We start from the raw sequence: 25399 nt of genomic DNA on the forward strand, positions 1-25399 counted from the left end.
GAGGAAACTTAGCATGTCTAATGTACTGGCTGTTAATGCCGGCAGCTCTTCACTGAAGTTTCAGCTGATCCAAATGCCTAAGGAAAATGTTCTGGCAAAAGGACTTGTTGAACGGATTGGTCTGGCTGATTCTGTTTTCACATTCGAACTCGATGGAGAGAAGGATAAATCGGTAGCAGATATACTAGATCATGAGACAGCTGTCAAGCAGCTGCTGGAGCGGCTTAAATCGTCCGGTGTCATTCAATCATTCGATGAGATCAATGCAGTCGGGCATCGGGTTGTTCATGGCGGTGAAAAGTTCAGTGATTCAGTTGTGATAACGGAAGATGTTATCCGCACGATAGAAGAAGTGACTGAACTGGCTCCGTTGCATAATCCGGCAAACCTGACCGGCATACGGGCATTTCAGGATATTCTACCGAATGTACCGATGGTGGCAGTTTTTGATACGGCATTTCATCAGACAATGCCGGAGAAGTCTTATTTATACAGCCTGCCATATGAATATTATGAAAAATACGGTATTCGCAAATACGGTTTTCATGGGACGTCCCATAAGTATGTCTCCCAGCGGGCAGCCGAAATGCTCGGATTGCCGGTTAGTCAGTTGCGGCTGATTTCCTGTCATCTGGGAAATGGTGCCAGTATTGCTGCCATTGATAAAGGCAGATCGATTGATACCTCAATGGGCTTTACACCTTTAGCCGGTGTGACAATGGGAACAAGATCAGGGAATATTGACCCAGCGCTCATCCCGTATATTATGGACAAAACCGGCAAGGAGGCAGATGAGGTCGTCAATATTCTAAACAAGAAAAGCGGGATGCTTGCTTTGTCAGGCTTTTCGAGCGATTTACGTGATATTGAGCAGCAGGCTGGAGAGAATGAGCGTGCCGAATTGGCCTTGGAGGTTTTTGCGGCGCGGATTCACAAATATCTCGGTTCATATGCAGCAAGGATGTCCGGTGTCGATGCGATTATTTTTACAGCTGGTGTTGGTGAAAACAGTGATGTGATCCGGGAGAAAGTGCTGAACGGCCTGGAATTTATGGGGGTCTATTGGGATCCTTCCCGCAACAGAATACGTGGTAAAGAGGCATTTATTAATTATCCGCACTCGCCGGTCAAAGTTATGGTCATCCCAACGAACGAAGAAGTTGTGATCGCACGGGATACTGTTCGATTAACCGAGGAATGATAAGGGGGAGTATGGCTTGTCTGTTCACCATCATAAAAGAGTGGAAACTCCGGTCAATTGCGTGATTATAACAATCAGTGATACAAGAACTGCGGAAACTGATAAAAGCGGAAATCTGATGGCAGCTATACTGGCTGAAGCGGATCATAGTGTCAAGGAACATGTGATTGTCCCTGACGAAAGCAATGCTATACGGTCGATGGTGCTGGAAGCCAGTAAACAGGAAGATACAGACATTATTTTAACAAATGGCGGCACCGGAATTGCCAATCGTGATATCACAATTGAGACAATCCAGCCGATGCTCGATAAAGAGATGACCGGATTCGGGGAAATTTTCCGTATGCTGAGTTATCAGGAAGACATTGGTTCGGCTGTGATATTGTCGAGAGCGATTGCCGGCGTAATTGGGGGCAAAGCGATTTTTGCCATGCCAGGCTCATCAGGTGCCGTGAAATTAGCCATGAACAAGCTTATTGTTCCGGAATTGGCTCATGTCACAAACGAATTGAAAAAAGATGCCAAATGACCTGCAGTGGCGGCATTATAATATCGCGCGACAGACGTTCAGGATCGCGCGATAACAGCGGTATTCACATATCGCGGGGTAAAATCGGAGCATGAAAACAAATAAGTCAGCGAACTACGAGCACGTCACAGCTGGCATATCGGGTAATGCTTTCAGATACACTGCCGATCAGAAAGCGCTCGACTGCTCCCATGCCTGTAGCCCCGCAGACAATCAAATCTGCCTCAAAGTTACCGGCGACATCCTTGGCAATTTTAACTTTTGGTGACCCATACTCCACACATCTTGCCAAATTGGTGACACCGGCCATCTTTGCGTTTTCCACGTAACTATCCACGAGGTCTTTAGCATATTCTTCTGCACGTTCAGCGAGTGTGCGATCATACGCTTCTGCTGTTGCGAACGTTCTCGAATCAACCACGTGCGCCAGGATCATCCGGGCATCATTGCGTTTGACAATATCCAATGCTTTCCTAAATGCCTTTTCAGAAGCCTCAGAGCCATCAACTGCCACAACAATATGCTTGTATTCCAACGTCAACCCCTCCTTCTATTTATTTTAATACCCTTTTTAACCTGATACAAACACATTTACCAAAACTGGAAACTTAAATTACTGTTGTTGTCTCCGTGTTGTGAACACACTAAAAATGGAGGTGATGAAACTTGGCAAAGAAAAATAAGTTCTTTGAAGATAAAAAAGGCATCTCAGCTGTAAGAAATCAGTTATTTGAAAGCTACCAGAGCGGTGTCATTGAAGATAAAGATAAACTTTCCAATAACCGAAGCGTCCACACGTATAATAACCAGAAAAATTAAGGTCATCAATCCATCCCTCTTAAGGGGTGGATTGTTTCCTCTGCTTACGTTATTATATTATGTTATAATTTCCAGTATAATGAGCAGTTCGCTTCTTATAAAGGTTGAAAAAGGAGGAACAGTTGATGGGACACGCATTAATAACGGCAGGGACATCCGGACTGGGACGGCAAGTGATCCAAAAATTTTTGGAATCTGGGCACAGTGTCACAACCACGTATCACAATAACGCCGAAAAGGCTCGTAAGGTCCGGGAAGAACTGGTATCATATAGCCATTTATTACATATTGAACAGGCGGATGTTACGAAAAAAGAGGACCTGACGAATTTGGTGAATCGCGCAGTGGAACATCACGGGGGCATTGACTATTTAATAAACAATGCAGGCCCTTTTGTGTTCGAACGAAAAAAACTGCTTGACTATACTGATGATGAGTGGGATGAAATGATCAATGGCAACCTTGATGCCGTATTTCACCTAATGAAACTGACGGTCCCTTATATGCGTGAGCAGCAGTTTGGCAGAATTGTAAACTATGGTTTTCAGGGGGCAAACAGTGCATCAGGCTGGCTGTATCGTGCTGCATTTGCAGCAGCAAAAAGCGGTTTGGTCTCCTTGACGAAAACAATCGCTTTTGAAGAAGCTGAAAATCAAATCACGTCGAATATGGTTTGTCCGGGCAATATTGTCGGCGAGATGAAGGAAGCTAGTATTGCCGACAGCAGAAAAGTCCATGATGACAAAACACCGATCGGCAGACCTGGTACCGGGGAAGATATTGCCCGTACGATTTTGTATCTATGTGATAAGGATTCCGATATGATTACAGGATCGGTTTTTGAGATTACTGGCGGCATCGACGTGATTAATCGGTATCGATAGTGTTTTGATGTGTTTTCAATGGGAATTTGATATAATGAAAATGTTTTCAAATGAATTTGTCCTGCATGTAATGGACAGTAACCCGCGAAAACACGATGGGCAACTGTCCCTAAATGCTGTATTCGTTCAACTAACACTTAGTGGAGAAAGACACTCCACTGAATGAGTTTCACTTTACTTACATATTATTCAGAAGGGGGTAATTGCTTTGAAAATTGGTGTGCCAAAGGAAATTAAGAACAATGAAAACCGGGTTGCTATGACTCCCGCCGGGGTGGTTACATTAAAAAATGCAGGGCATGAGGTTTATGTGGAGACCGGTGCCGGTCTGGGGTCCGGATTTACTGATGAAGCTTATGCCGATGAGGGTGCAGTGATTGTTTCTACGGCGGAAGAAGCTTGGTCAAAAGAAATGGTTATGAAAGTAAAGGAACCGCTGCCTGAAGAGTATGAACACTTTTATGAAGGCCAAATTTTATTAACGTTCCTGCACTTGGCGGCAGAGCCGGGATTAACGAAAGCGTTAATTGATAACAAAGTAGTCGGAATCGCGTATGAAACGGTACAGCTTGATAATGGTACCTTGCCGCTGCTCACACCAATGAGCGAAGTTGCCGGACGGATGGCTTCGCAAATCGGAGCTCAGTTTCTGGAGAAAACAAAAAACGGAAAAGGTATTCTGCTTTCCGGCATTCCGGGCGTTAAGCGCGGAAAAGTAACTGTCATCGGCGGTGGCGGCGTTGGGACAAACGCTGCTCGAATTGCAATGGGGCTCGGTGCTGATGTGACTATTATTGATTTGGATCCTGGTCGGCTTCGCGAGCTTGATGACATGTTCGGATCAGATATCAACACGTTGATGTCCAATCCCAAAAATATTGCTGACGCAATGGCGGAATCTGACCTTGTTATTGGCGCTGTGCTGATCCCGGGAGCCAAGGCACCTACATTGATCACAGAAGATATGGTCAAGGCTATGCCGGAAGATTCGGTCATTGTTGATGTTGCCATCGACCAGGGCGGTATTGTGGAAACGAATGACCGGATTACATCACACGATGACCCGACATATAAAAAGCATGGTGTCGTGCATTATGCTGTTCCGAATATCCCCGGCGCAGTGCCAAGGACAGCAACGATCGGTCTGACAAACGTCACAGTGCCGTATGCACTGCAACTGGCCAATAAAGGATACCGGCAGGCATGCCTTGATAATGAGGCATTGCTGAAAGGTATCAATACGCTGGATGGCTATGTTACATTCAAAGCGGTTGCAGAAGCTCACGAATTGCATTATGATGACGTGCATTCATTGCTGAATAAGTAATTAACAAGCGGTTCCTAATTTTGAGGAACCGCTTTGTCAGTTGTTTGTCGGTTTGGAAGATAAGAGCTGGTTGTGCTGAAGTTATATTCGGTTGATAAACACATAAATTATCACGCAGCTACCTTTGCAGAAACGGCTTATCAGCGTTAATCGACAATTTGCAGTTCTTTTGGAAATTTGGTTAACGTTTCGGCGCCGCTATCAGTCATAAAAACCATGTCTTCGATTCTTACACCGTTCTGTCCCGGTACATAAATTCCGGGTTCAATGGTGTAGCACATGCCATTTTGAAGTTCCAGTCTGTTTTGGCCGTGCATTGATGGGTATTCATGTGTCTCAATCCCGAGCCCATGACCGACGCGATGAATGAAATAGTCGCCATAGCCGGCTTGTTCAATATGGTGCCGCGCAGCCAAATCAATTTCACCGACTGCCGTTCCTTTTTTGGAAGCCTGGATTGCTTTTGTTTCTGCCTCCAATACGGTATTGTAGATATTTTCTTGTTCAGAATTAATTGATTTATAAGCAACTGTTCGGCTGATATCGGAACAATACCCTTCGAAGACAACACCGAGATCAAACAGCACAAGATCTCCCTTTTCAACCTTTTTCATGGATGGTGTGCCGTGTGGTGATGCCGTCTTGGCACCGGATAAGGTCATGGTTGCAAAGGACATTTGTTCAACGCCCTGTTTCTTCAATTCATATTCAATTTTTGCAATGATTTCCAATTCACTCATGTTACTGTTTATGGCTTCAACGCCAGTCTTAATACCGAAATCGGCAAGTTCAGCAGCCTGTTTAAGACGTGCATATTCCTCCTGGTCTTTAATGACTCTTAAATTGGCCAGTATTTCCTGTGCATCGCTAAACTGGGTATCCGGAAGCATTGACTTTACCTGGTTGAATCGTTCGATGGTCAGATGGTTCTGTTCCACTGCTGTGGTCTCCGGGATGCTGTTGTTGCGCTTCAGGAATTGATAAAATAGTTCCCATGGATTATCACTGTCAGTGTATGAGATCATGTCGTATTTCCAGCCGGCATTTTTGGCATCATCTTTCTCAAGTGCGGGAATAATCATTAATGGGTCATGATATTTGCTGACATATACAGCAATTACGCGTTCGTGCGGATCTGTGTAATAATTGCTTAAGTAATAAAAATTGGCACTGGATGTGACAAGAATACTATCAAGACCGTTATGTTCAAGTTTGCTGTAAAGAGTGTTAAGTCTATCCGTCATTGTAAGCCCCTCCTATTTATGTTGATATAACCCAGTATAACAAACTGTACCCAAAAAAGTCGTTAGTCCCACATATCCCATCCTGATAAAAGTTTTAGCTGGTTTAATGAAACTTTTTCTGAAAAATATCGTATTACAGACAGAAGCATGACGGTTTGAGTGAAATGATAAAGTAAAAAATTAAAATAGGGAGGATAAAAGCCATGTTTAAATTCTTTAAACGGGTGTCGACAGTTGTTGGCTCTGAGCTGAACGCTATGCTGGATAAGGCAGAGGATCCTGTGAAAATGCTCGATCAGTTTATACGCGATATGGAAGGTGACATACAGGAGGTCGAATCCGCTGTTGCCAAGCAAATGGCAAATGAAAAAATGCTGAAACGAAAAGCCGACGATGCACAGGCTAAAGTTGAGAAGCGCCAAAATCAGGCTGAGCAAGCAATTGAAGCGGATAATGACGATCTGGCCAAACGAGCTCTTGAAGATAAAGCAGAACATCAACAACAGGCTGAAATGCTGCAGGAGTCATGGGAGCAAGCAAATAAGGATAGTAATGTGCTGCGGGGTAAATTGGACGAAATGAAAAAAGAATACCAGCAGATGAAATTGAAGAAGGATACCCTTCAGGCTCGGGCTGAATCTGCCAAAACAAGAACAAAAATGAACCGGACCATGTCTGCGATCGGAAGTGATGAATCGAAAAAAGGCTTCGAACGGATGGAAGAAAAAGTACTGCAATATGAAGCGGAAGCCGATACAAGTGAATATTTTTCCCACGAAACCCGTTCACTGGATGATGAATTTGGCAAATTGAACAACCATAGTGAAGTTGACGAAGAATTGTCGGAACTTAAGAAGAAAATGGGGAAAGATTAGATTGAAAGAGGCTGGGACATAACTAATTTTATCAACTCTAAAGACGAACAATACTACGATTTAGCGAAGGAAATATACGTAGACTCCTGCGGGAGCAGAGGCATAGGTGAGACCCCGCAGTGCGAAGCACGAGGAGGATCACCAGCCGCCCGCGGAAAGCGGAGTATGTTTCCGGAGCGGATTATTTGCACTAACCATTTATTCTAGTTGTTCGGATTTTTGTTTAAAAAAGATACTTTTGTCCCGACCTCTTAGTTTTTGTATATCCGAAACATTATGAATAAAAATATTCAAAAACGGGTAAAGGATTTAGCAATGGCTCTATTGAATATATAGAGTGGACTATTTTGCAAAAGGAGCGATATTCATGAAAGTATCTTATCATGGACATTCTGTTGTTCAAGTTAAAACAGACAAGCACACCATTTTAATTGATCCGTTTATTTCCGGAAATGAAGCATGTGATTTAGATGCAGGATCTGTTGAAGCAGATGTCATCCTGCTGACACACGGACATAATGATCACGTCGGGGATACTGAAGAAATTGCCAAACGCAATGATTCGTTGATTGTTGCCCCAAATGAACTTGCCGATTATCTCGGTAACAAAGGGCTGAACACTCACAATATGCATATTGGCGGTGCACATGAGTTTGATTTCGGAAAAGTGAAATATACTCAGGCATTTCATGGTTCATCCTTTACCGAAGAAGATGGCACAATCATCTATACTGGAATGCCGGCCGGAATATTGCTGACAATTGATGGCAAGACGGTTTACCATGTCGGTGATACCGGATTGTTCAGTGACCTTAAGCTGATTGGTGATATGAATGATATCGATATTGCATTTGTACCGATTGGTGATAATTTCACGATGGGGCCTGAGGACGCATTGATCGCAACAGACTGGATTAATGCAAAGACAGTTGTTCCTGTCCATTACAACACATTCCCTGTGATTGAACAGGATCCTGAGGCATTTGTCTCCAAGGTAAAAACAGGTAATGGCCTCGCAATGAAAATAGGGGATTCAGTAGATTTATAAGGAATAAAACGTGAGCACCGATGCTCACGTTTTTTAATTCCTGTAAAATTTCTCTGCCATATACCCCAGGTTATGCTATAATACATTAAGACTATCTGAAAAGTCGCTCTATAAATATTAATAAGGAGCACAGCTATGGATACCATATTAATACTGCTTTTCTTTCTTCTTGGCTTAATTTTCGGCTCATTTTTCAATGTGGTCGGAATGCGAGTCCCCCAAAGACAGCCTTTCACCAATGATCGGTCCATGTGTCCCCAATGCACTCATCAATTAAAATGGTATGAACTCATCCCTGTTTTATCTTACATACTCCAGCATGGCAAATGCCGGAATTGTCGGGAAAATATCTCATTGCTGTATCCCTCGACAGAGCTGATTACCGGTGTACTATTTGCATTTTGCTATATTAAAAACGGACTGACCCCGGAGTTGGCCACCGCGTTATTACTCATGTCATTGCTGGTGATTATTCTTGTTTCGGATATTAGGTACATGCTGATCCCGAATAAAATCCTGCTTTTCTTCCTGCCTCTGTTTATCATAATGCGTGTTATTCAGCCGTTTGAACCGTGGTGGTCTTCCATTACCGGAGGTCTCGCGGGAGTGCTAATTCTGGCAGCCATCATTCTCATAAGCCGTGGTGGTATGGGAGCAGGGGATATGAAACTGTTTGGTCTTTTGGGCATTGTCCTGGGGTTAGAGAAGATATTTGTGGTTTTCTTTCTGTCCTGCGTGATTGGTGCTGTCATCGGTTCTGGATTACTTATTTTTAAGGTGATAGACCGAAAACAGCCGGTTCCCTTTGGCCCCCATATTGTTGCAGCAGCAGTTATCACCTATTTCAATGGAGACGTGTTGTTAAATTGGTATTTTAACGGTTTGATGTAGAGAAAAGAATTGCTCAGTAAGTTCTGTCCCTCCTGTTTAAATCATAGATTAACACCAAAGGGGGGAGTGTTTTGCAGCATTATGCAATTTTACGATTGCTTTTGGCGGGTTTTTTCCTTTATGTTGCCTGGCCGGTTATTCCCAGTGCAGTAACACCGGAAGCATTTTTATTTTGGGGAGCATGGCTCGGGTTTTTTATTCTCGTGGTCGGGTCAAACTTTGCTACACTTTTACAAATGACGGAGCCTCCGATTATGGAACAGGAAAGAACAAGACAGCGTCAGCAAGTGTGACCATTGAGTTTTGAGTGTATCAACTGTATAATTAAGGGTAAGTATAATTATTAGTACAGTTGAAAGTCGGTGAACCGGATGGCAACCAAACACGAACAAATTTTGCAGCATATTTTATCACTTGAAATCGGGCATAAAATCTCGGTCAGGCAGGTCGCCAAGACGCTGAATGTCAGTGAGGGTACAGCCTATCGGGCTATTAAAGAAGCTGAAAATCAGGGCATTGTCAGTACGATTGAGCGAGTGGGAACAATCCGGATTGAACGAAAAGAGAAGGAAAACTTTGAACGGCTGACATATGCGGAAGTGATTAAAATTGTCGATGGACAAGTTTTGGGCGGCCGGAAAGGACTGCATAAAACATTAAATAAATTTGTTATCGGCGCAATGCAGTTGGAAGCCATGATGCGGTATACCGAAGCTGGTTCGCTGTTGATTGTCGGTAACCGAGTGAAGGCACATGAATTGGCTTTAAATGAAGGAGCAGCTGTATTAATCACGGGTGGTTTTGATACAAACGATGATATTAAGCAACTGGCAGATGAAAAACAGCTCCCCATCATGTCGACGAGCTATGATACATTTACGGTCGCTGCCATGATCAACCGGGCGATTTACGACCAGATGATAAAAAAAGATATTGTGTCTGTCGGGGATATTTATACACCATATAATGAATCGCTATATTTATATACAAAAAATAAACTGGAACGGTGGTACGAGCTAAACGATCAATCTGCCCATACAAGGTATCCGGTCGTCGACGCAAAAGAACGCGTAGCCGGCATGATTACATCAAAGGACTTGATCGGTAAGGACCGAAATATTCTGGTTGAAAAAATTATGACGCGGAATCCAATTACCGTTCAGGAGAAAACGTCGCTTGCTTATGCGGCCCATATCATGGTTTGGGAAGGGATTGAACTGGTTCCTGTTGTTGATGCCTCATATAGACTGATTGGGGTTGTGTCACGTCAGGATGTTCTGAAGGCATTGCAGCAAACACAGCGTCAGCCGCATACCGGTGAAACGATTGATGATATCGTTGCAAGTAATCTGGATCCTGCAGAAGAGGATCAGACAGTTTTTCATGCACATGTAACACCGCAAATGACAAATCAACTTGGCACACTTTCCAATGGTGTGTTCACAGCATTAATGACAGAAGCAGGCAGTCAATTGCTGCGTCATTATAAAAAAGGTGATCTTGTCGTAGAGAATCTGACTGTCTACTATTTGAAGCCGGTGCAAATTGACAGTAATCTGATCATTAAACCAAAACTGATGGAAGCGGGCCGTATTTACGCTAAAATGGATATCGAAGTCTTCAATGGTAGAAAGATGGTCGGAAAGGGACTCCTGATGGCCCAGCTAATTGACCGTTAATTAGTCCTATAAAAAAGGAATCGGCTGGATCGCCGATTCCGGGAGTGTCCCGCTATATGAAGCTTCACTGTGCATTCAGCCGTTTCCATTCCTGACGGTAATGTTTAGTTTCTTTCAAACCGGTATATAAGTTTGTGCCACCAAAAATTAGAAAAACGATCCCAATAAATAAAGATATCTGTGTCTGATAGAATATGTATTGGTTAATGGCAAAAAAGAAGATAAAACTTCCAAGACAGATACGGGATTTTCCGTTAAAATAAGCTTGAGTCAGCCCGTCATCACTTTTGATGATGGCTACTTTGTAATAGACCCAAAATACGAGTGAGAGTACGATAATAATGGGAAAAATAATCATGTTATCTGCTCCTGTTAATAGTGGTTGTTCAAAAAGTCTGGTAAAAATGACACGTCGTAATGAATACACCATTCCGCTGAATGAAGTTTCACTTTAGCCCTCTCTTTGAACGCGCTCTAATAAGTCTTATTACATTGTAGCTTTTTTTTGCTTAATAGAAAAGTGATATAATCCACTAAAATGTGAAAAAGTCAGGAGAATTAAATGAGCATACAATCCATTATTCAGGCAATCAAATCATATAAGACCATTATCATCCATCGGCATGTACGTCCAGACCCGGATGCGGTTGGTTCGCAGGCAGGCCTTAAAGAAATCATCAGGCAATCATTTCCCGAAAAAAGCGTTTATCTTGTCGGTGAGGACGATCCGGCCCTGGAATTTCTCGCTTCGATGGATGAGATTGACGACAATACGTATGAAAATGCGCTTGTGATCGCCTGTGATACCGCCAATGCAGCCCGTATCGATGATCAGCGGTATAAATTGGGAGAAAAACTAATAAAAATCGACCACCATCCGGAAGTTGATCCATATGGTGACGTAATGTGGGTGGATACAAGCGCCAGTTCGACCTGCGAAATGATTTATGACTTGTATCAGCATGCAAAAAATGACGGGTTTATCGTCAGTGATGAAGCGGCTCGTCTGATTTATGCCGGAATTGTTGGTGATACCGGACGGTTCTTATTCCCAAGCACGAGTAAGAAAACATTTCAGCACGCCGCTGAACTTGTTACATATGATTTTGACCGCCCAAGTCTTTATGACGGCATATATGATATTAAAGAAAATATAGCGAAACTGCAGGGTTATATTCTGGAGCAATTTGAGCTTTCCGACTTTGGGTTGAGTTCGGTTAAATTAACAAAAGAACTTTTGGACAACCATGGCGTCAGTCCGAATGAAACTGGTCAGCTGGTAGGCGTTCTGGGCAACGTCGAAGGCATCAAGGCCTGGGTATTATTTATTGAAGAGGAGGATATAATCCGCGTTCGCCTTCGTTCAAAAGGTCCGGCCATTAATGAAATTGCTGCTAAATATAATGGCGGGGGACATCCGATGGCTTCGGGAGCTACTGTCTATACCTGGGAGGAGACGGATAAAGTGATTATAGATCTCGATGAAGCATGCAGGAATTATGAAGCGTGATAAGAGCTGCCCTAAACGGTCGCAGCTCTTTTAATAGAGACATTATGCAGGTTTTGGCTGTTGAGTTGTTCTGCAGGCTGTATTCTGATGGCTGGGGTACATAATTCGGTCGTTTCTAGGAGCTTTTCTGTGCAGTAAATGGGATGAACCAGCATCCGGTGTTGGTTTGCTCATAATGAACATAGAGGCCTTCTCGGTCAATTGAACGCTGCATCAGCCGGATTAACTCTGCAGACTCAGCATAAGCTGTAATCCCCTTTCTTAGCTGGGCAATTTTTTCATCACGCAGCCGGCGGTGATTGATTACTAGCATATTAATCCAACTCCTTCTTAGAATATAATTTAAATCTAATGTTATTATAGCTGTTAAGAGAGGGAATTACCGTGAAAATATCAATGTTTCATAAAATAGTCATATTATTCGGCTACTTCAGCCTCAACTGCAATTTTAACTGTGTTATGAATAATGAGTGTATCGACAGTAAATTGGTAGGCAAAATCATCAACTGTGAAATCTTTGTTCTCAATTGTTGCCCTTAATAACCCATCACTTTCAGAAATAATTGATACATCTTTTCCGACAATATGAACGATTTCTTCTTTTATTAATTCTTCCAGGTCATGTATAATTAGGCTGTCAGGCAAGTCCTCTTCATTTATAATCGTTATTTCAATCGTTTCCACTTTAACCGGTTCTTTTGATTTTTCATCGAGATTTTCGTTATCTTCCAGCAAGGCTTCATTTTGATTCTCCAGTTCGGTTACCTCTGATTTCAGGTCACGATTTTCTTCCAGAAGCTGTCCATACATGGAACCATGCATATAAACAAACATTAAATAGGCAACGACTGCACCAGCAAAAGCGCCTGCCAGGAATCGCTGAAATGCTTTCTTTTTAAAATACGGTGGTATATGCATTATCCGATATCCTCCTGAATCAGCCAGCTGATGATTATAATCCCGGCCTTAACACCGCCCATCGCTGTTAAAATAAGCATGATTTGTTTAAAGAGGTCATAAGTGGATCCATCCAGAATGCCTTTTTCAAAATTGGCGATAGCGTCAAATGTGCCGCCAATTGCCGCCACAATGGCCCAGATTCGTAGTCTGTCTGCAATCCTGTTCATTTGGGTGAAAGGGGCGTCTCCTGTTGCGAATGCGCCAATACTGCCGATTATGGCGCCGCCCACAATGACACCGAATGCTATGAAAAAACAATGAATGAGCTGAGCTATGAACCGTTCTTCCATCATTAACGCTCCTTGTAACCGTACTACCAGAATTTTATGATTTGGCTGGACAAGATATGTCTGAGTGGGTGAAATGTATAAAGTGCAGTTTGTTACAAGTTTAGCTATAATTGAAGTACGTACATAAAAGGAGAAGTGGGATAGCATGTCGTTTACGCATTTACAAGTCCGGAGCGGATACAGTTTCATGAAAAGCACCATCACCGTTGAAAAACTGGCTGAAAAAGCGCGTGAAGCAGAGTTTGAGGCACTGGCTCTTACCGATGAACATGTGTTATATGGCGCTATCCCATTCTATAAAGCATGCCAGCGGAACGGGATAAAGCCGATCATTGGGATGTACGCGACCGTTACTTCCGAGGGAGAGGGCCCGGACTATTGTATTCTTTTAGCTAAAAATAATCAGGGCTACCAAAATTTAATCCGATTAAGCACACAACTGCAATTATCGCAAAAAGATGGAATTGATCACTCTGAGCTTGCATATTACAGTGATTATTTAATCTGTATTTTAATAACCGCAGATTCTCAAGCGGGTTTATTATTAATGGATGAGCCATATGATCGAGTGAAGGAATACCTGGATACAAAATGGCATATGTTTGACAGGGAAGATTTTTATCTTGGTGTCCAGGACCATGGCCTGCGCGAAGAGGAGAGAATCAATCAGGCCATCAAAGCTTTCCGGGAAACGAATCACACCAAAGCGGTACTGGTAAATGACGTCAGGTACATTGATAAAAAAGATGACGCAGCGTATGATTGTTTGCGTGCGATGCGGCATGACAGAAATTGGCCGCTTCGTATAACCGACCGTGCGGTTAAAGAACGTCATTTACGGTCGGCATCTGAGGTTGAGGCGCTGTTTGGGCATGATTGGCCTGAAGTGATTGAGGAAACGAGTGTCATCGCTGAGAACTGTCATGTAAAGCTGGATTTTGACAGGAGAATGCTGCCATCCTATCCTGTTCCGGAACAGACGGGTGCCCATACATATCTCGAAAAAATATGCCAAGAAAATGTAACACATAAATATAAGACTGTTACAAAGGAAATAGAAGATCGCCTTGATTACGAATTAAATGTCATCCGGTCAATGCAATTCAGTGATTATTTTTTGATTGTCTGGGATTTTGTTGCTTACGCAAAAGAGCATAACATATTGGTCGGCCCGGGTAGGGGATCTGCAGCAGGCTCGCTTGTGGCCTATGTACTGGGAATTACTGAAGTCGACCCGATAAAATATGATTTGCTGTTTGAGCGATTCCTCAACCCTGAACGTGTCACGATGCCCGATATTGATATTGATTTTTCCGATCACAGACGGGATGAAGTCATTGATTATGTCCGTGCCAAATACGGTAATGAACATGTTGGTCAAATCATTACATTTGGCACATTTGCAGCCAGATCCCTATTGCGTGAACTTTTTAAGACAATGGATGTTGACCAGCAGGACGCTAGTTTTATTTTAAAAGAAATGCCGGTTCAAGCGAGACATCCGATTGCGACATATGTTAAAGAATCACAGGATCTTCAGGAATATGTTAAACAATCGGATAAACTGAAGGTTCTATTTTCCATTGCTGCGAAACTGGAAGGATTGCCTAGGCATATGTCAACACATGCTGCCGGGGTCGTTATCAGCGAGGAACCGCTCGTTGACCATGTTCCGCTGACCGCCGGGACCCATGATACGTATTTGACACAATATGCCATGAATGACCTCGAATCAATCGGGTTATTGAAGATGGATTTTCTAGGACTGCGCAATTTAACGTTATTGGAAAGGATTCTGCAGACAATTCAATATACTGAAAAACAAACGATTACGCTGGAAGATATACCGGCTGAAGATGAGGATACTTACAATCTGCTTCAACGGGGCAGAACGAATGGTGTATTTCAATTGGAGTCCCAAGGTATGAAACAGGTTCTGACACGATTAAAGCCGACAACATTCGAGGATATTGTGGCGGTCAATGCCCTGTTCCGCCCTGGTCCGATGGAAAACATCCCAGTCTACATCGACCGTAAACACGAGCGGGAGAAAATCGAGTACCTGCATCCCGATCTGGAACCAATTTTGAAAAAAACATATGGTGTCCTGATTTACCAGGAACAAATCATGCAAATTGCCCACCATATTGGCGGTTTTTCCCTAGGGCAGGCTGATATTTTGCGCCGGGCAGTCAGTAAAAAGCAGCAGCAGGTGATGGATGAACAGCACGACATTTTTATTCAGGGCTGTCTGGATAACGGGTATGCGGAACCTGTTGCCGAGAAGATTTTCCAGTGGATTGTTAAGTTTTCCAATTATGGTTTTAACAGAAGTCATGCGGTGGCATACAGTCAAATATCCTATCAGCTTGCATATCTGAAGGCTCATTATCCGGCTAGTTTTTTCGCGGAATTATTGAGTTCTGCAGTCAATCAGCAGGACAAAGCGGATACCTATATAAAAGAATTGAAAGCATCAGGTTTATCGTTAGTTCCGCCGTCGATCAACAAAAGCTTCGGCAAATATTCTGTGGAAAATAAGCAAATCCGGATGGGCTTCCAGTCGATTAAAGGGATCGGGCATCAGGCCATTAAAGAAATAATTCGGGTAAGGAGAGAAGGCCCGTTCAGAAGTCTTTTTGATTTTTGCCTAAGGGTTTCACTGTCGGTGATCAACCGCAAGACATTGGAAACACTGGTGATGGCAGGGGCGTTTGATGAGATTTATGACAACCGGGCAAGTCTTTTGGCATCAATTGACCAGGCATTGGAGCAGGGGGAGCTGTTTAAAGAGTTTAGCGGACAGTCAAGTCTGTTCCAGGATAAGCTTGATCTGGAAGTTAACTATGTAGCGATAGAAGATTTCAGTGTGATGAAAAAGCTTGCTGATGAGAAAGAACTGCTCGGCATTTATGTATCAAGTCACCCGTTTAATAATTATCGGAATATATTAAAGGCAAATGGCTATATCACCATGTCAGATGCTGAAAAAATGGAAGGAAAACGAAACCTGAAAAGTGCTGGAATCGTACAAACGATTAAAACAATCCGTACGAAGCGCGGTGATCCAATGGCATTTTTGACTATTGGCGATGAAACAGGTGACATGGAGGCCGTCGTGTTTCCGGATTTATACAGGGAAGTGCACCGCTGGCTTGCCGAAGAAATGCTCGTGGCATTTACCGGGAAAGTCGAGCGCCGTAATAATCAGCTTCAATGGATTATGGCCGGTATGGAAAAGTTTAATGAGCAGGACTGGGATATCGATCAAAGCGAGCGTTTATTTATTAAATTAACTGAAGACAATCGCAGGAATGCACTCACAGTTATTAAAGATATCGCAAATAAAAACAACGGCAGAACGCCTGTTATTGTCTACGACCAGAAAGAAGGGCAGACTTATCAGCTGTCATATGAATATCTTATCGAGCCGGATGAAACCTGTCTGGATATGCTGCAAAATCACTTTGGTACAGGCAATGTTGTACTCGATTCGGTCAGGGCACAATGATATGAAGAAAAATAAAGACTGAATCATTTTCTCCCGCATTAACGGGATCGTTCTGCTTAAGAGTTAGTGGTTTTAGTTATGTTTCAGCCCTATAAACACTCGGTTCTTTTCAACTAATATTCAGTGGGAATAAACATCTCATTGAATTTATTCTTTACATAGACAGGCTTTTTGTTATAATGAAACCACTAAGTGGTCTGACCACCTTGTCAAATTGATTCCCAAAACATTTAGTGACTTCCAGGCTGCCCACATGGATGGACGGTTTGAGAAGAATAGCCAAAATGACTTATTGGGCTACCCTATAAAGGAGTGGATAGTGTGCCAGATTTAAGAGATGAAGCGTTGCATATTCATAAAATGAATAAAGGAAAACTTTCAACAGAAGCAAAAGTGCCTGTCCGTAATGCACGGGATTTAAGTTTAGCATATTCTCCCGGTGTGGCGGAGCCATGCAAAGAAATCTATGACCATCATGATGACGTATATGAATATACGATGAAGGGAAACATGGTTGGAGTCGTAAGTAACGGATCCGCGGTGCTGGGTCTGGGTAATATCGGAGCAGAAGCGTCACTGCCTGTAATGGAAGGGAAATCAGTCCTGTTTAAGAGTTTTGCGGGGGTGGATTCCTTTCCAATTTGTCTGGACTCGCATAATGTTGATAAAATCGTTGAGACTGTTAAAATGATGCAGCCGACATTCGGCGGTATCAACCTGGAGGATATCGCGGCACCAAACTGCTTCATCATTGAAGAACGCCTGAAGAAAGAAACAAGCATCCCTATTTTTCATGATGATCAGCATGGTACGGCCATTGTGACGGCTGCCGGGCTAATTAATGCACTGAAACTATCCGGCAAATCATTTTCGGATATCAAAGTAGTTGCTAACGGGGCCGGTGCAGCGGGTATAGCAATTATGAAATTATTGTATAACTTTGGCGTGCGCGACATGATTATGTGTGATTCAAAGGGCGCCATTTTCGAAGGCAGAAACTATGGCATGAATGAGGTCAAGGAAGAAGTTGCCAGAATGACCAACAAAGATAAAAAAGAAGGATCACTAGAAGAGATTCTTGAAGATGCAGATGTATTTATTGGTGTATCTGTCGGCGGTCTTTTATCCAAAGAAATGGTAGAGAAAATGAATGACGATCCAATCATCTTTGCCATGGCAAACCCTGATCCGGAGATTTTGCCAGACGATGCAAAAGAAGCGGGTGCCAAAGTGATTGGAACCGGCCGCTCTGACTTCCCGAACCAGGTTAATAATGTCCTTGCATTTCCAGGTATTTTCAGAGGGGCTCTGGATGTCCGGGCAACCCGCATCAATGAACGGATGAAGACAGCTGCAGCTGAAGCTATTGCATCACTTATAACAGAGGATGAGCTGAACGAAGATTATGTTATTCCGGCCCCATTCGATCCAAGGGTTGCGCCTCTGGTTGCATCGAGCGTTGCACGTGCCGCAATGGAATCAGGTGTCGCCAGAATTAATGTTGATCCTGAAAGTGTGGCCGAAAAAACAAGAAGCCTCACAAAAATTGATGAGGAATAAAACTTCTTAAAGGAGTGGCTGCGGCGGTGTCCATGTCACCAAAACAAAAAGTATATCAAGGGGTTTTGCATGAAATCCGTAAATACATCGATACTCATGAATTAAAGCCGGGGGATAAACTTCCATCTGAGCGGGAACTTTCAGAAAAGCTGCAGGCCGGCAGATCTTCCGTCCGTGAAGCTCTGCGGGCAATGGAATTGCTGGGACTGATTGAAACAAGGCACGGTGAAGGCACATTTTTAAGCCATTACCGGCCTTACCACTCAGTTGAAGTGCTGTCGTCCTTTGTTCTTCAGGGAGCCAAAACAAAGAACGATCTGTTATTTGCTAAAAAAATTATTGAAAAAGAAGCGGCAAGAATTGCTTATGATCATATTTGCGAAGAGGATATCAAGGAATTGTATGGAATTGTACATGACACGACCTTAAACAGCAATGAGAAACATGTGGCTTTTTTTCAATTTTTATTTTACAAAACCGAAAATCTCTTGCTCGCCAGGGTGTGGCAACTTATGGATGAGTTTTCCTACAGTATTTCCAGTATTTCTTACGACCAAACGTTTTATTTGGAACTTATAAATCTCTATCGCTACAAAAATTATGGTGAAATAGAAAAATTATTTTATGCACTGCCGGCAAGTGAGTAATCTCCGGTTTTTTGGCTTTTAATCCCTGAAGAGACGTGTGATATCAGCTGAGTGCTTCCTTAGTACAGTGAATAAAAGCTTGCCTTTGCTGTTTTAATAAAGGAGGAATTCCCTTGCTTAAAGATTTTTTTGGCAAGAAAAAGAAATACGCTACAATACCGAGTGAAGAAAGCAAACTTGAAGTTCCCGAAGGATTAATGAAAAAATGCACAAACTGTCATAAAATCTATTACCGTAAAGAAATGAACAAAAACATCAATGTTTGCCCGAATTGCGGCTACCATCATCAGATGACAGCCTGGGAGCGGATTGATAGTTTATTCGACGAGGGATCATTTGAAGAATGGGACAAACAGCTTACAACAACAAACCCGTTGCAATTTCCCGAGTATGAAGCCAAAGTTGAGAAGGATCGAAATAAAACCGGATTGAATGAAGGTGTTGTGACAGGGAAGGGGTCAATCGACGGCCAGTTGACTGCTTTTAGTGTCATGGATTCCAGTTTCCGGATGGGAAGTATGGGGTCGGTGGTAGGCGAAAAAATCGCCCGTGCCATTGAGGAAGCGAATACTCAATCACTACCGTTTATTATCTTCACTGCTTCTGGCGGTGCTCGCATGCAGGAAGGTGTTCTTAGCTTGATGCAAATGGCGAAAACGTCGGTTGCCGTGAAGCGTTTTTCCGAGTCAGGCGGTCTGATGATCTCCGTCATGACACATCCGACTACAGGTGGAGTTTCTGCCAGTTTTGCATCGATCGGTGATTATAATTTCGCTGAACCAGGGGCCCTGATTGGCTTTGCAGGCCGTCGCATTATTGAACAGACGATTCGCGAAAAACTTCCGGATGATTTTCAGACGGCCGAATTTTTATTAAAACATGGCCAGCTTGATAAGGTAGTTCACCGGCATGAATTAAAATCCCTTCTTTCAAGATTGCTTTCCATGCACCAGAAAGGCGGGGAGGTTTCATGAAACAAGTGCTGGACTTTGAAAAGCCGATTGTAGACCTAAGAGACAAAATTGCTGAATTAAAGACGTTTACAGCCGACAGTGAGATTGATTTAACAGATGAAATCACCACACTTGAAAAGCGGCTTGAAACGCTGGAAAATGACATATACGGAAACCTTCAACCTTGGCAGCGTGTTCAGATGGCAAGGCATCAGGAACGGCCGACAACACTTGATTATGTTGAACGGTTATTCTCGGATTTTATTGAATTTCACGGTGATCGTTTATACGGCGATGATGAAGCCATCGTTTCCGGCATCGCACGCTACCAGGATAAGCCTGTGACCGTGATCGGGCATCAGCGCGGCAAGGATACGAAGGAAAATATCCGCCGTAACTTCGGCATGCCGCACCCTGAAGGTTATCGCAAGGCATTGCGGCATATGCAGCAGGCAGAGAAGTTTAACCGGCCGATTATATGTTTTATAGATACTAAGGGAGCCTATCCGGGCAAGGCTGCCGAAGAACGCGGTCAAAGTGAAGCGATCGCCAGAAACCTGATGGAAATGGCCGGGCTCACTGTTCCGATTATTTGTATTGTTATTGGAGAAGGTGGAAGCGGTGGTGCGCTGGGACTGGGAGTTGGTGACCAGATCCATATGCTGGAAAATTCCACCTATTCGGTGATTTCACCTGAAGGCGCGGCAGCTCTGCTCTGGAAAGACTCTGGAATGGCAAAACAGGCAGCAGAAAATATGAAGATTACATCATATGATCTGAAAGAGCTTAATATTGTGGATAGCATTATTCCCGAACCAAGAGGCGGTGCACACCGTGATATTGAAATGCAGGCTGAAAATATTGATGCCGTTTTGGCCAAATCACTGGAAGACCTGCATAACCTGGCATCAGATGAATTACTTGAAAAGAGATGGGAAAAGTATCAAAAAATCGGCGATTATAAACAGCTTTAGGAGGTTGACAGGCGTCAGCCTCTTTCGCACTTCAAAGGGGTTGCCTAGAGGTTTTTAGCTGAATAATTGATATTTTTGCCGTTTACAATTATCTTGGAAGTAGTAACAACGAAGACATGAGGTGAAAGCATGAAGAAGATTGGTGTGCTGACAAGCGGCGGTGATGCCCCGGGTATGAACGCCGCTATCCGTGCGGTTGTACGGAAAGCCATTTACCACGAAATCGAAATTTATGGTATTAAAAACGGGTTTCAGGGGTTGATTGATGGCAGTATCGAAAAAATGAACATCGGTTCTGTCGGTGATATTATTCAGCGCGGCGGTACGATATTGCATTCTGCTAGATGTGAGGAATTTAAATATGATGAGGGACAGAATAAAGGTATTGAGCAAATGAAAAAACATGGCATTGAAGGTCTGATTGTGATTGGTGGTGACGGCAGTTTTCGGGGGGCGCAAAAACTGACTGAAAAAGGATATCCGTGTATTGGAATCCCGGGCACCATAGATAATGATATTGCTGGTACTGATTTTACTATCGGATTTGATACGGCCTTAAATACCGTAATCGAAGCGATTGACAAAATACGTGATACTGCTTCTTCGCACGAACGGACATTTATTATTGAAGTCATGGGCAGAGATGCAGGCGATCTGGCACTATGGGCCGGCCTTGCCGATGGTGCGGAAAGTATTCTTATTCCTGAGAAAGAGGATGAACTCGGGGAAATCATTGAGCGTCTCAGACGAGGTCAGGAGCGCGGTAAAAGGCACAGCATCATCATTCTTGCCGAGGGTGTCGGCAGTGCATTTGATTATGCCGAACAGATTAAAGAAGCAGCTAACCTGGAGACGCGTGTAACCGTATTAGGTCACATTCAGCGCGGCGGCTCTCCGACTGCATCAGATCGTGTGCTGGCAAGCCGTCTTGGCGCCCAGGCAATTGACCTGCTGTTGAATGGTGAAGCGGGAAAAATAGCAGGCATCCAAAACAACCAATTGGTCAGCCATGATATATCTGAAGTTTTAGCAGAAAAACATCAAATAGACTTGGACATGTATCAATTATCCAAAGAACTGTCGATATGAGTAACAGAAGGAGGCGCAGGAAATGCGGAAAACAAAAATTGTATGTACGATCGGTCCTGCATCAGAATCAGTAGAAACACTCACACAGCTAATTGAGGGCGGTATGAATGTTGCCCGGCTGAATTTTTCTCATGGCGATTTCGCCGAGCATGGGCAGCGGATTCAAAATATCCGGGAGGCGGCTGAAAGAACAGGAAAAACAATTGCGATTCTCCTGGATACAAAAGGTCCTGAAATCCGAACGGGCACCTTTAAATATGGTGAAGCTGAAATTATCCAAGACAGTGTTGTTCATGTGTCTATGAAAGAAGTGGAAGGGACTGCTGAACGTTTTTCCGTTACTTACCCCGGACTGATCAATGATGTACATCCCGGTTCTAAAATTTTGCTTGATGACGGATTAATTGAACTGGAAGTACTGGAGATTGATCCTGAAAATCAGGAATTAAAAACAAAGGCACTGAATTCCGGCGTTATTGAAAACAAAAAAGGTGTAAACGTGCCAAATGTTAGTGTGAAATTGCCCGGAATCACGGAAAAAGATGCAGAAGACATCAAATTCGGTATTAAACAGGATATTGATTATATTGCAGCTTCGTTTGTTCGCCGTCCATCCGATATTTTGGAAATACAAGAACTCCTGGAAGAACATGATGCGACACACATTAAAATCATTCCAAAAATCGAGAATCAGGAAGGGGTCGACAATATCGATTCCATCCTGGAAGTAAGCAACGGTGTGATGGTCGCGCGTGGGGATCTAGGAGTAGAAACGCCAGCTGAGGATGTACCGCTTGTGCAGAAGAAGTTGATTACAAAATGTAACACTGTTGGAAAACCGGTCATTACCGCAACGCAAATGCTTGATTCAATGCAGCGTAATCCGAGACCAACACGGGCTGAAGCATCCGATGTGGCCAATGCGATTTTTGACGGTACAGACGCCATTATGCTTTCAGGTGAGACAGCTGCGGGCGATTATCCGGTCGAATCGGTCCAAACGATGAGCAACATTGCCTTAAAAGCAGAGAGCGCTCTGGATCATAAACTTATTCTGGATAACCGCTCGAGAACTGTTGATATGACAATGACCGATGCCATTAGCCAATCGGTCACGCATACAGCGGTGAACCTGTCAGTCAGCGCCATTATTACCCCAACAGAAAGCGGGCATACTGCCAGAATGATTTCAAAATACCGTCCGGAAGCGCCGATTATTGCCGTGACATTTAATGAACATGTTAATCGTCAGCTGTCACTCATATGGGGCGTACATGCTGTTATGGGAAGCAAGTCAGATTCCACGGATGAAATGCTCGATATAGCAGTTGATCAGGGATTAAGCACGAATCTGTTTGAACGCGGAAGCAGAGTTATCATTACAGCCGGTGTGCCAATGGGAGAAAGCGGAACAACAAATCTTATGAAGGTTCATGTGATAGGTGATGTCATGGCTAAAGGTCAAGGCATAGGACGTGGCAGTGCATACGGTAACGCTGTCATAGCAAAAAATGCTTCAGAAGCGATTGAGAAGGTCACCGAAAATGACATTCTCGTAACGTATGGCACAGACCGGGATATGATGGAAGCAGTCGAAAAGGCGAAAGGTATTGTAACTGAAGAAGGCGGTCTGACCTCGCATGCTGCTGTTGTCGGACTGAGTCTTGGCATACCGGTTATCGTCGGCGTCAAAGACGTATTTGAGCAAATTGAGAATGGAACCGATATTACCATCGATGGCGCAAAAGGTGATATTTACAAAGGACATGCAAGAGTACTCTAGAATAGACATTGAAGTTTGGATGTAAAGGGGGCAAACAATGCGTTGGCTGTTGCTTGCGTTAATAATCGTACCTGCCGTTGAAATTGGAGTATTCGTCTGGGTCGGCGGCGTCATAGGCCCATGGTGGGTTGTTGGATTAATCATTTTAACTGGGATAGTTGGTGTCTCGCTGGCCCGGAAAGAAGGTCTTGATGCATGGAGAAGGGCTCAGATTGCAATGAATCAGGGCAAGCCGCCAGGTGATGCGATTATCGATGGCATATGTATTTTTGTCGGCGGGGTATTCCTGTTTGCTCCCGGTTTTATTACAGACATAGCCGGTTTTATTCTAGTGCTCCCGCCCACCCGCAGCCCTTTTAAAGGAATGTTGGAAAGATTATTGCGCAATTTGGCGTCAAAGAGCACTTTTATTTACCGGAGATGGTAGCTCATGACCCTTTTATGAACCGGGCGGCCTGATGAAAAACCCCCGCCCGGTAAAGGGCATCACCGGTAATCACCAGAAATGGGCCAAGGATTAAGCCAAATGCCCCCCATATCTGGAGACCAATAAACAAAGCGATCAAAGTAATAAGGGGGTTCACCCCCACTTTGTCTGACACTATTTTTGGTTCAAGCAGCTGACGCTGAATGACAACGATCATATATAAAATAGATAGACCAATGGTCAGCGGATAGCTGCCTGTCAAAAACAAATAAATTATCCACGGTACAAAAATGAGCCCTGTTCCGATGAACGGCAAAACATCTGCCAGCGCTGTAAACAACGCAATCGTCAATGCATAATCCACCTGAAACAGCAAAAGGCCTGCCAATATTGTGAATGAGGTCAGTGACATGATCAATAGCTGTGCCTTGATAAAACCGGAAAAGGCTCTTCGCAAGTGATTCCAGACACTGCTGCCTGAGTGCAGCACATTTTTTGGGGTCACTTTTTTGAATGTGGAAACAAGCCGGTACCAGTCTTTTGTCACGAAAAATGTTGCCAGAATCGTGAATAAGAAAAACGTAAAAGAGCTGGGCAATAAGGTCACTGCCGCTGGTATTTGCAGCAAAAGATTTTGCACGACATTAGTGCTGAATGACGCAAACTGATCAATGATACCGTTAATGCTTTCATTTATGTTTGCCTGCTGCTCAGGGTTTAATGTATGAACAAAGGAAGCAAGCTTATGATATAATGGCAGAAGATGCTCGTTAATATATGTTTCCACAATCATTGCAAACGTGCGAAAATAATCGGGCATATTTTTTGCTAAGTAAGTGGTGCCCTGAATCAATTCGGAAATCAGAAGGATAATAATTCCCAGTATAGCTGTTGCCGTTAAGGCGAGTACCACAAATGCGGCAAGGCCACGGGGCATTTTAATTGTCTTCTCCAAAAATGTAACGACAGGGTTCAGACACAGGGTAAGAATAACAGCAAGCAAAAAAGGGTAAATATAAGAAAATATGTACTGTAAGATTAAAAACATTGCCACGATGGATAATATGATTATGCAGAATCGAAAGAATTGGTGCATCCTCTGTTTAGACACTCTGAAACCCCCAAACGGCAGAAAATGGCCTGTACTATTTTACATATGACGAAAAACGGTAAAATAGACTTCAGACAGAAATTTTAG

General features: G+C 43.4%; 26 protein-coding genes. 19 read left to right on the forward strand and 7 right to left on the reverse strand.

The window, feature by feature from the left end:
- Window positions 1–13 precede the first annotated feature (13 nt).
- Together ON01_RS17850 and ON01_RS17855 are read left to right on the forward strand one after the other, a co-directional pair.
- Window positions 14–1201, forward strand: a complete 1188-nt coding sequence (locus tag ON01_RS17850; RefSeq protein WP_010532387.1) for an acetate kinase — start codon at window positions 14–16, stop codon at window positions 1199–1201.
- 16 nt (window positions 1202–1217) lie between these two features.
- Window positions 1218–1730 carry a MogA/MoaB family molybdenum cofactor biosynthesis protein gene (locus ON01_RS17855; RefSeq protein ID WP_010532388.1) on the forward strand — a complete coding sequence of 171 codons (513 nt, stop codon included), beginning with the start codon at window positions 1218–1220 and terminating at the stop codon, window positions 1728–1730.
- Window positions 1731–1836: 106 nt separating this feature from the next.
- Here ON01_RS17855 and ON01_RS17860 read toward each other — a convergent pair whose 3' ends face one another.
- On the reverse strand, window positions 1837–2271 hold the full coding sequence (locus ON01_RS17860; RefSeq protein WP_010532389.1) for a universal stress protein: 435 nt from the start codon (window positions 2269–2271) through the stop codon (window positions 1837–1839).
- A gap of 125 nt (window positions 2272–2396) precedes the next feature.
- Here ON01_RS17860 and ON01_RS19710 point away from each other — a divergent pair, with 125 nt between their 5' ends.
- The 3 genes from ON01_RS19710 (at window position 2397) to ald (ending at window position 4760) form a co-directional block, all read left to right on the forward strand.
- Window positions 2397–2549, forward strand: a complete 153-nt coding sequence (locus ON01_RS19710) for a hypothetical protein (protein ID WP_010532390.1) — start codon at window positions 2397–2399, stop codon at window positions 2547–2549.
- Window positions 2550–2674: 125 nt separating this feature from the next.
- Window positions 2675–3433 (forward strand): SDR family oxidoreductase, encoded by a 759-nt coding sequence (locus ON01_RS17865; RefSeq protein WP_010532391.1) that lies wholly within the window; start codon window positions 2675–2677, stop codon window positions 3431–3433.
- A 208-nt stretch (window positions 3434–3641) separates the two neighbouring features.
- Window positions 3642–4760, forward strand: coding sequence for an alanine dehydrogenase (gene ald / locus ON01_RS17870; protein WP_010532392.1), 1119 nt, complete (start codon window positions 3642–3644; stop codon window positions 4758–4760).
- Window positions 4761–4906: 146 nt separating this feature from the next.
- Here ald and ON01_RS17875 read toward each other — a convergent pair whose 3' ends face one another.
- Window positions 4907–6004: a M24 family metallopeptidase gene (locus ON01_RS17875; protein ID WP_010532393.1), complete on the reverse strand. Its 1098-nt coding sequence runs from the start codon at window positions 6002–6004 to the stop codon at window positions 4907–4909.
- A gap of 203 nt (window positions 6005–6207) precedes the next feature.
- On the opposite strand from ON01_RS17875, the gene ON01_RS17880 reads away from it, so the two are divergent.
- The 5 genes from ON01_RS17880 to ON01_RS17900 all read left to right on the forward strand — a co-directional run bounded on the left by ON01_RS17880 (window position 6208) and on the right by ON01_RS17900 (window position 10497).
- Window positions 6208–6879: a PspA/IM30 family protein gene (locus tag ON01_RS17880; RefSeq protein ID WP_010532394.1), complete on the forward strand. Its 672-nt coding sequence runs from the start codon at window positions 6208–6210 to the stop codon at window positions 6877–6879.
- A gap of 367 nt (window positions 6880–7246) precedes the next feature.
- Window positions 7247–7927, forward strand: a complete 681-nt coding sequence (locus tag ON01_RS17885; RefSeq protein WP_010532395.1) for a metal-dependent hydrolase — start codon at window positions 7247–7249, stop codon at window positions 7925–7927.
- 135 nt (window positions 7928–8062) lie between these two features.
- A complete protein-coding gene (locus tag ON01_RS17890) occupies window positions 8063–8818 on the forward strand; it encodes a prepilin peptidase (protein WP_029329190.1) in 756 nt (251 codons plus the stop codon).
- 71 nt (window positions 8819–8889) lie between these two features.
- Window positions 8890–9111 carry a hypothetical protein gene (locus tag ON01_RS17895; RefSeq protein ID WP_010532397.1) on the forward strand — a complete coding sequence of 74 codons (222 nt, stop codon included), beginning with the start codon at window positions 8890–8892 and terminating at the stop codon, window positions 9109–9111.
- A gap of 78 nt (window positions 9112–9189) precedes the next feature.
- On the forward strand, window positions 9190–10497 hold the full coding sequence (locus tag ON01_RS17900) for a DRTGG domain-containing protein (RefSeq protein WP_010532398.1): 1308 nt from the start codon (window positions 9190–9192) through the stop codon (window positions 10495–10497).
- Window positions 10498–10561: 64 nt separating this feature from the next.
- Here ON01_RS17900 and ON01_RS17905 read toward each other — a convergent pair whose 3' ends face one another.
- Window positions 10562–10855: a YtpI family protein gene (locus ON01_RS17905; protein WP_010532399.1), complete on the reverse strand. Its 294-nt coding sequence runs from the start codon at window positions 10853–10855 to the stop codon at window positions 10562–10564.
- Window positions 10856–11059: 204 nt separating this feature from the next.
- Here ON01_RS17905 and ON01_RS17910 point away from each other — a divergent pair, with 204 nt between their 5' ends.
- Window positions 11060–12007 carry a DHH family phosphoesterase gene (locus ON01_RS17910; protein WP_010532400.1) on the forward strand — a complete coding sequence of 316 codons (948 nt, stop codon included), beginning with the start codon at window positions 11060–11062 and terminating at the stop codon, window positions 12005–12007.
- A gap of 115 nt (window positions 12008–12122) precedes the next feature.
- Here ON01_RS17910 and ON01_RS17915 read toward each other — a convergent pair whose 3' ends face one another.
- From ON01_RS17915 to ytrH, 3 genes are all read right to left on the reverse strand, one after another.
- A complete protein-coding gene (locus tag ON01_RS17915; protein WP_010532401.1) occupies window positions 12123–12320 on the reverse strand; it encodes a YtzJ family protein in 198 nt (65 codons plus the stop codon).
- A 104-nt stretch (window positions 12321–12424) separates the two neighbouring features.
- Window positions 12425–12925 carry a sporulation membrane protein YtrI gene (gene ytrI, locus ON01_RS17920; protein ID WP_010532402.1) on the reverse strand — a complete coding sequence of 167 codons (501 nt, stop codon included), beginning with the start codon at window positions 12923–12925 and terminating at the stop codon, window positions 12425–12427.
- Window positions 12925–13257: a sporulation membrane protein YtrH gene (gene ytrH / locus ON01_RS17925; protein ID WP_010532403.1), complete on the reverse strand. Its 333-nt coding sequence runs from the start codon at window positions 13255–13257 to the stop codon at window positions 12925–12927. The genes ytrI and ytrH overlap by 1 nt, the downstream gene beginning before the upstream one ends.
- Window positions 13258–13402: 145 nt before the next feature.
- Here ytrH and dnaE point away from each other — a divergent pair, with 145 nt between their 5' ends.
- From dnaE to ON01_RS17965, 8 genes are all read left to right on the forward strand, one after another.
- Window positions 13403–16768 (forward strand): DNA polymerase III subunit alpha, encoded by a 3366-nt coding sequence (dnaE, locus tag ON01_RS17930; protein ID WP_010532404.1) that lies wholly within the window; start codon window positions 13403–13405, stop codon window positions 16766–16768.
- Between the two features lie 360 nt (window positions 16769–17128).
- A complete protein-coding gene (gene ystJ / locus ON01_RS17935; RefSeq protein ID WP_175284981.1) occupies window positions 17129–18328 on the forward strand; it encodes an NADP-dependent malic enzyme in 1200 nt (399 codons plus the stop codon).
- 32 nt (window positions 18329–18360) lie between these two features.
- Window positions 18361–18975 carry a FadR/GntR family transcriptional regulator gene (locus ON01_RS17940; RefSeq protein ID WP_040912610.1) on the forward strand — a complete coding sequence of 205 codons (615 nt, stop codon included), beginning with the start codon at window positions 18361–18363 and terminating at the stop codon, window positions 18973–18975.
- A 113-nt stretch (window positions 18976–19088) separates the two neighbouring features.
- Window positions 19089–19949 carry an acetyl-CoA carboxylase, carboxyltransferase subunit beta gene (gene accD, locus ON01_RS17945; protein WP_010532407.1) on the forward strand — a complete coding sequence of 287 codons (861 nt, stop codon included), beginning with the start codon at window positions 19089–19091 and terminating at the stop codon, window positions 19947–19949.
- The gene (gene accA, locus ON01_RS17950) at window positions 19946–20902 is read left to right on the forward strand and encodes an acetyl-CoA carboxylase carboxyl transferase subunit alpha (protein WP_029329191.1); all 957 of its coding nucleotides are present in this window, start codon (window positions 19946–19948) and stop codon (window positions 20900–20902) included. Before accD ends, accA begins: the two co-directional genes overlap by 4 nt.
- A gap of 129 nt (window positions 20903–21031) precedes the next feature.
- On the forward strand, window positions 21032–21991 hold the full coding sequence (gene pfkA, locus ON01_RS17955) for a 6-phosphofructokinase (RefSeq protein ID WP_010532409.1): 960 nt from the start codon (window positions 21032–21034) through the stop codon (window positions 21989–21991).
- Window positions 21992–22013: 22 nt separating this feature from the next.
- Complete coding sequence (pyk, locus tag ON01_RS17960; RefSeq protein WP_010532410.1) at window positions 22014–23774, forward strand: pyruvate kinase; 1761 nt, start codon at window positions 22014–22016, stop codon at window positions 23772–23774.
- A 37-nt stretch (window positions 23775–23811) separates the two neighbouring features.
- On the forward strand, window positions 23812–24201 hold the full coding sequence (locus ON01_RS17965; protein ID WP_010532411.1) for an FxsA family protein: 390 nt from the start codon (window positions 23812–23814) through the stop codon (window positions 24199–24201).
- 1 nt (window position 24202) lies between these two features.
- Here ON01_RS17965 and ytvI read toward each other — a convergent pair whose 3' ends face one another.
- Window positions 24203–25312 (reverse strand): sporulation integral membrane protein YtvI, encoded by a 1110-nt coding sequence (ytvI, locus tag ON01_RS17970; RefSeq protein WP_029329192.1) that lies wholly within the window; start codon window positions 25310–25312, stop codon window positions 24203–24205.
- Window positions 25313–25399: the final 87 nt, after the last annotated feature.

It is taken from the genome of Lentibacillus jeotgali, assembly GCF_000224785.1.
Classification (GTDB): domain Bacteria; phylum Bacillota; class Bacilli; order Bacillales; family Amphibacillaceae; genus Lentibacillus; species Lentibacillus jeotgali.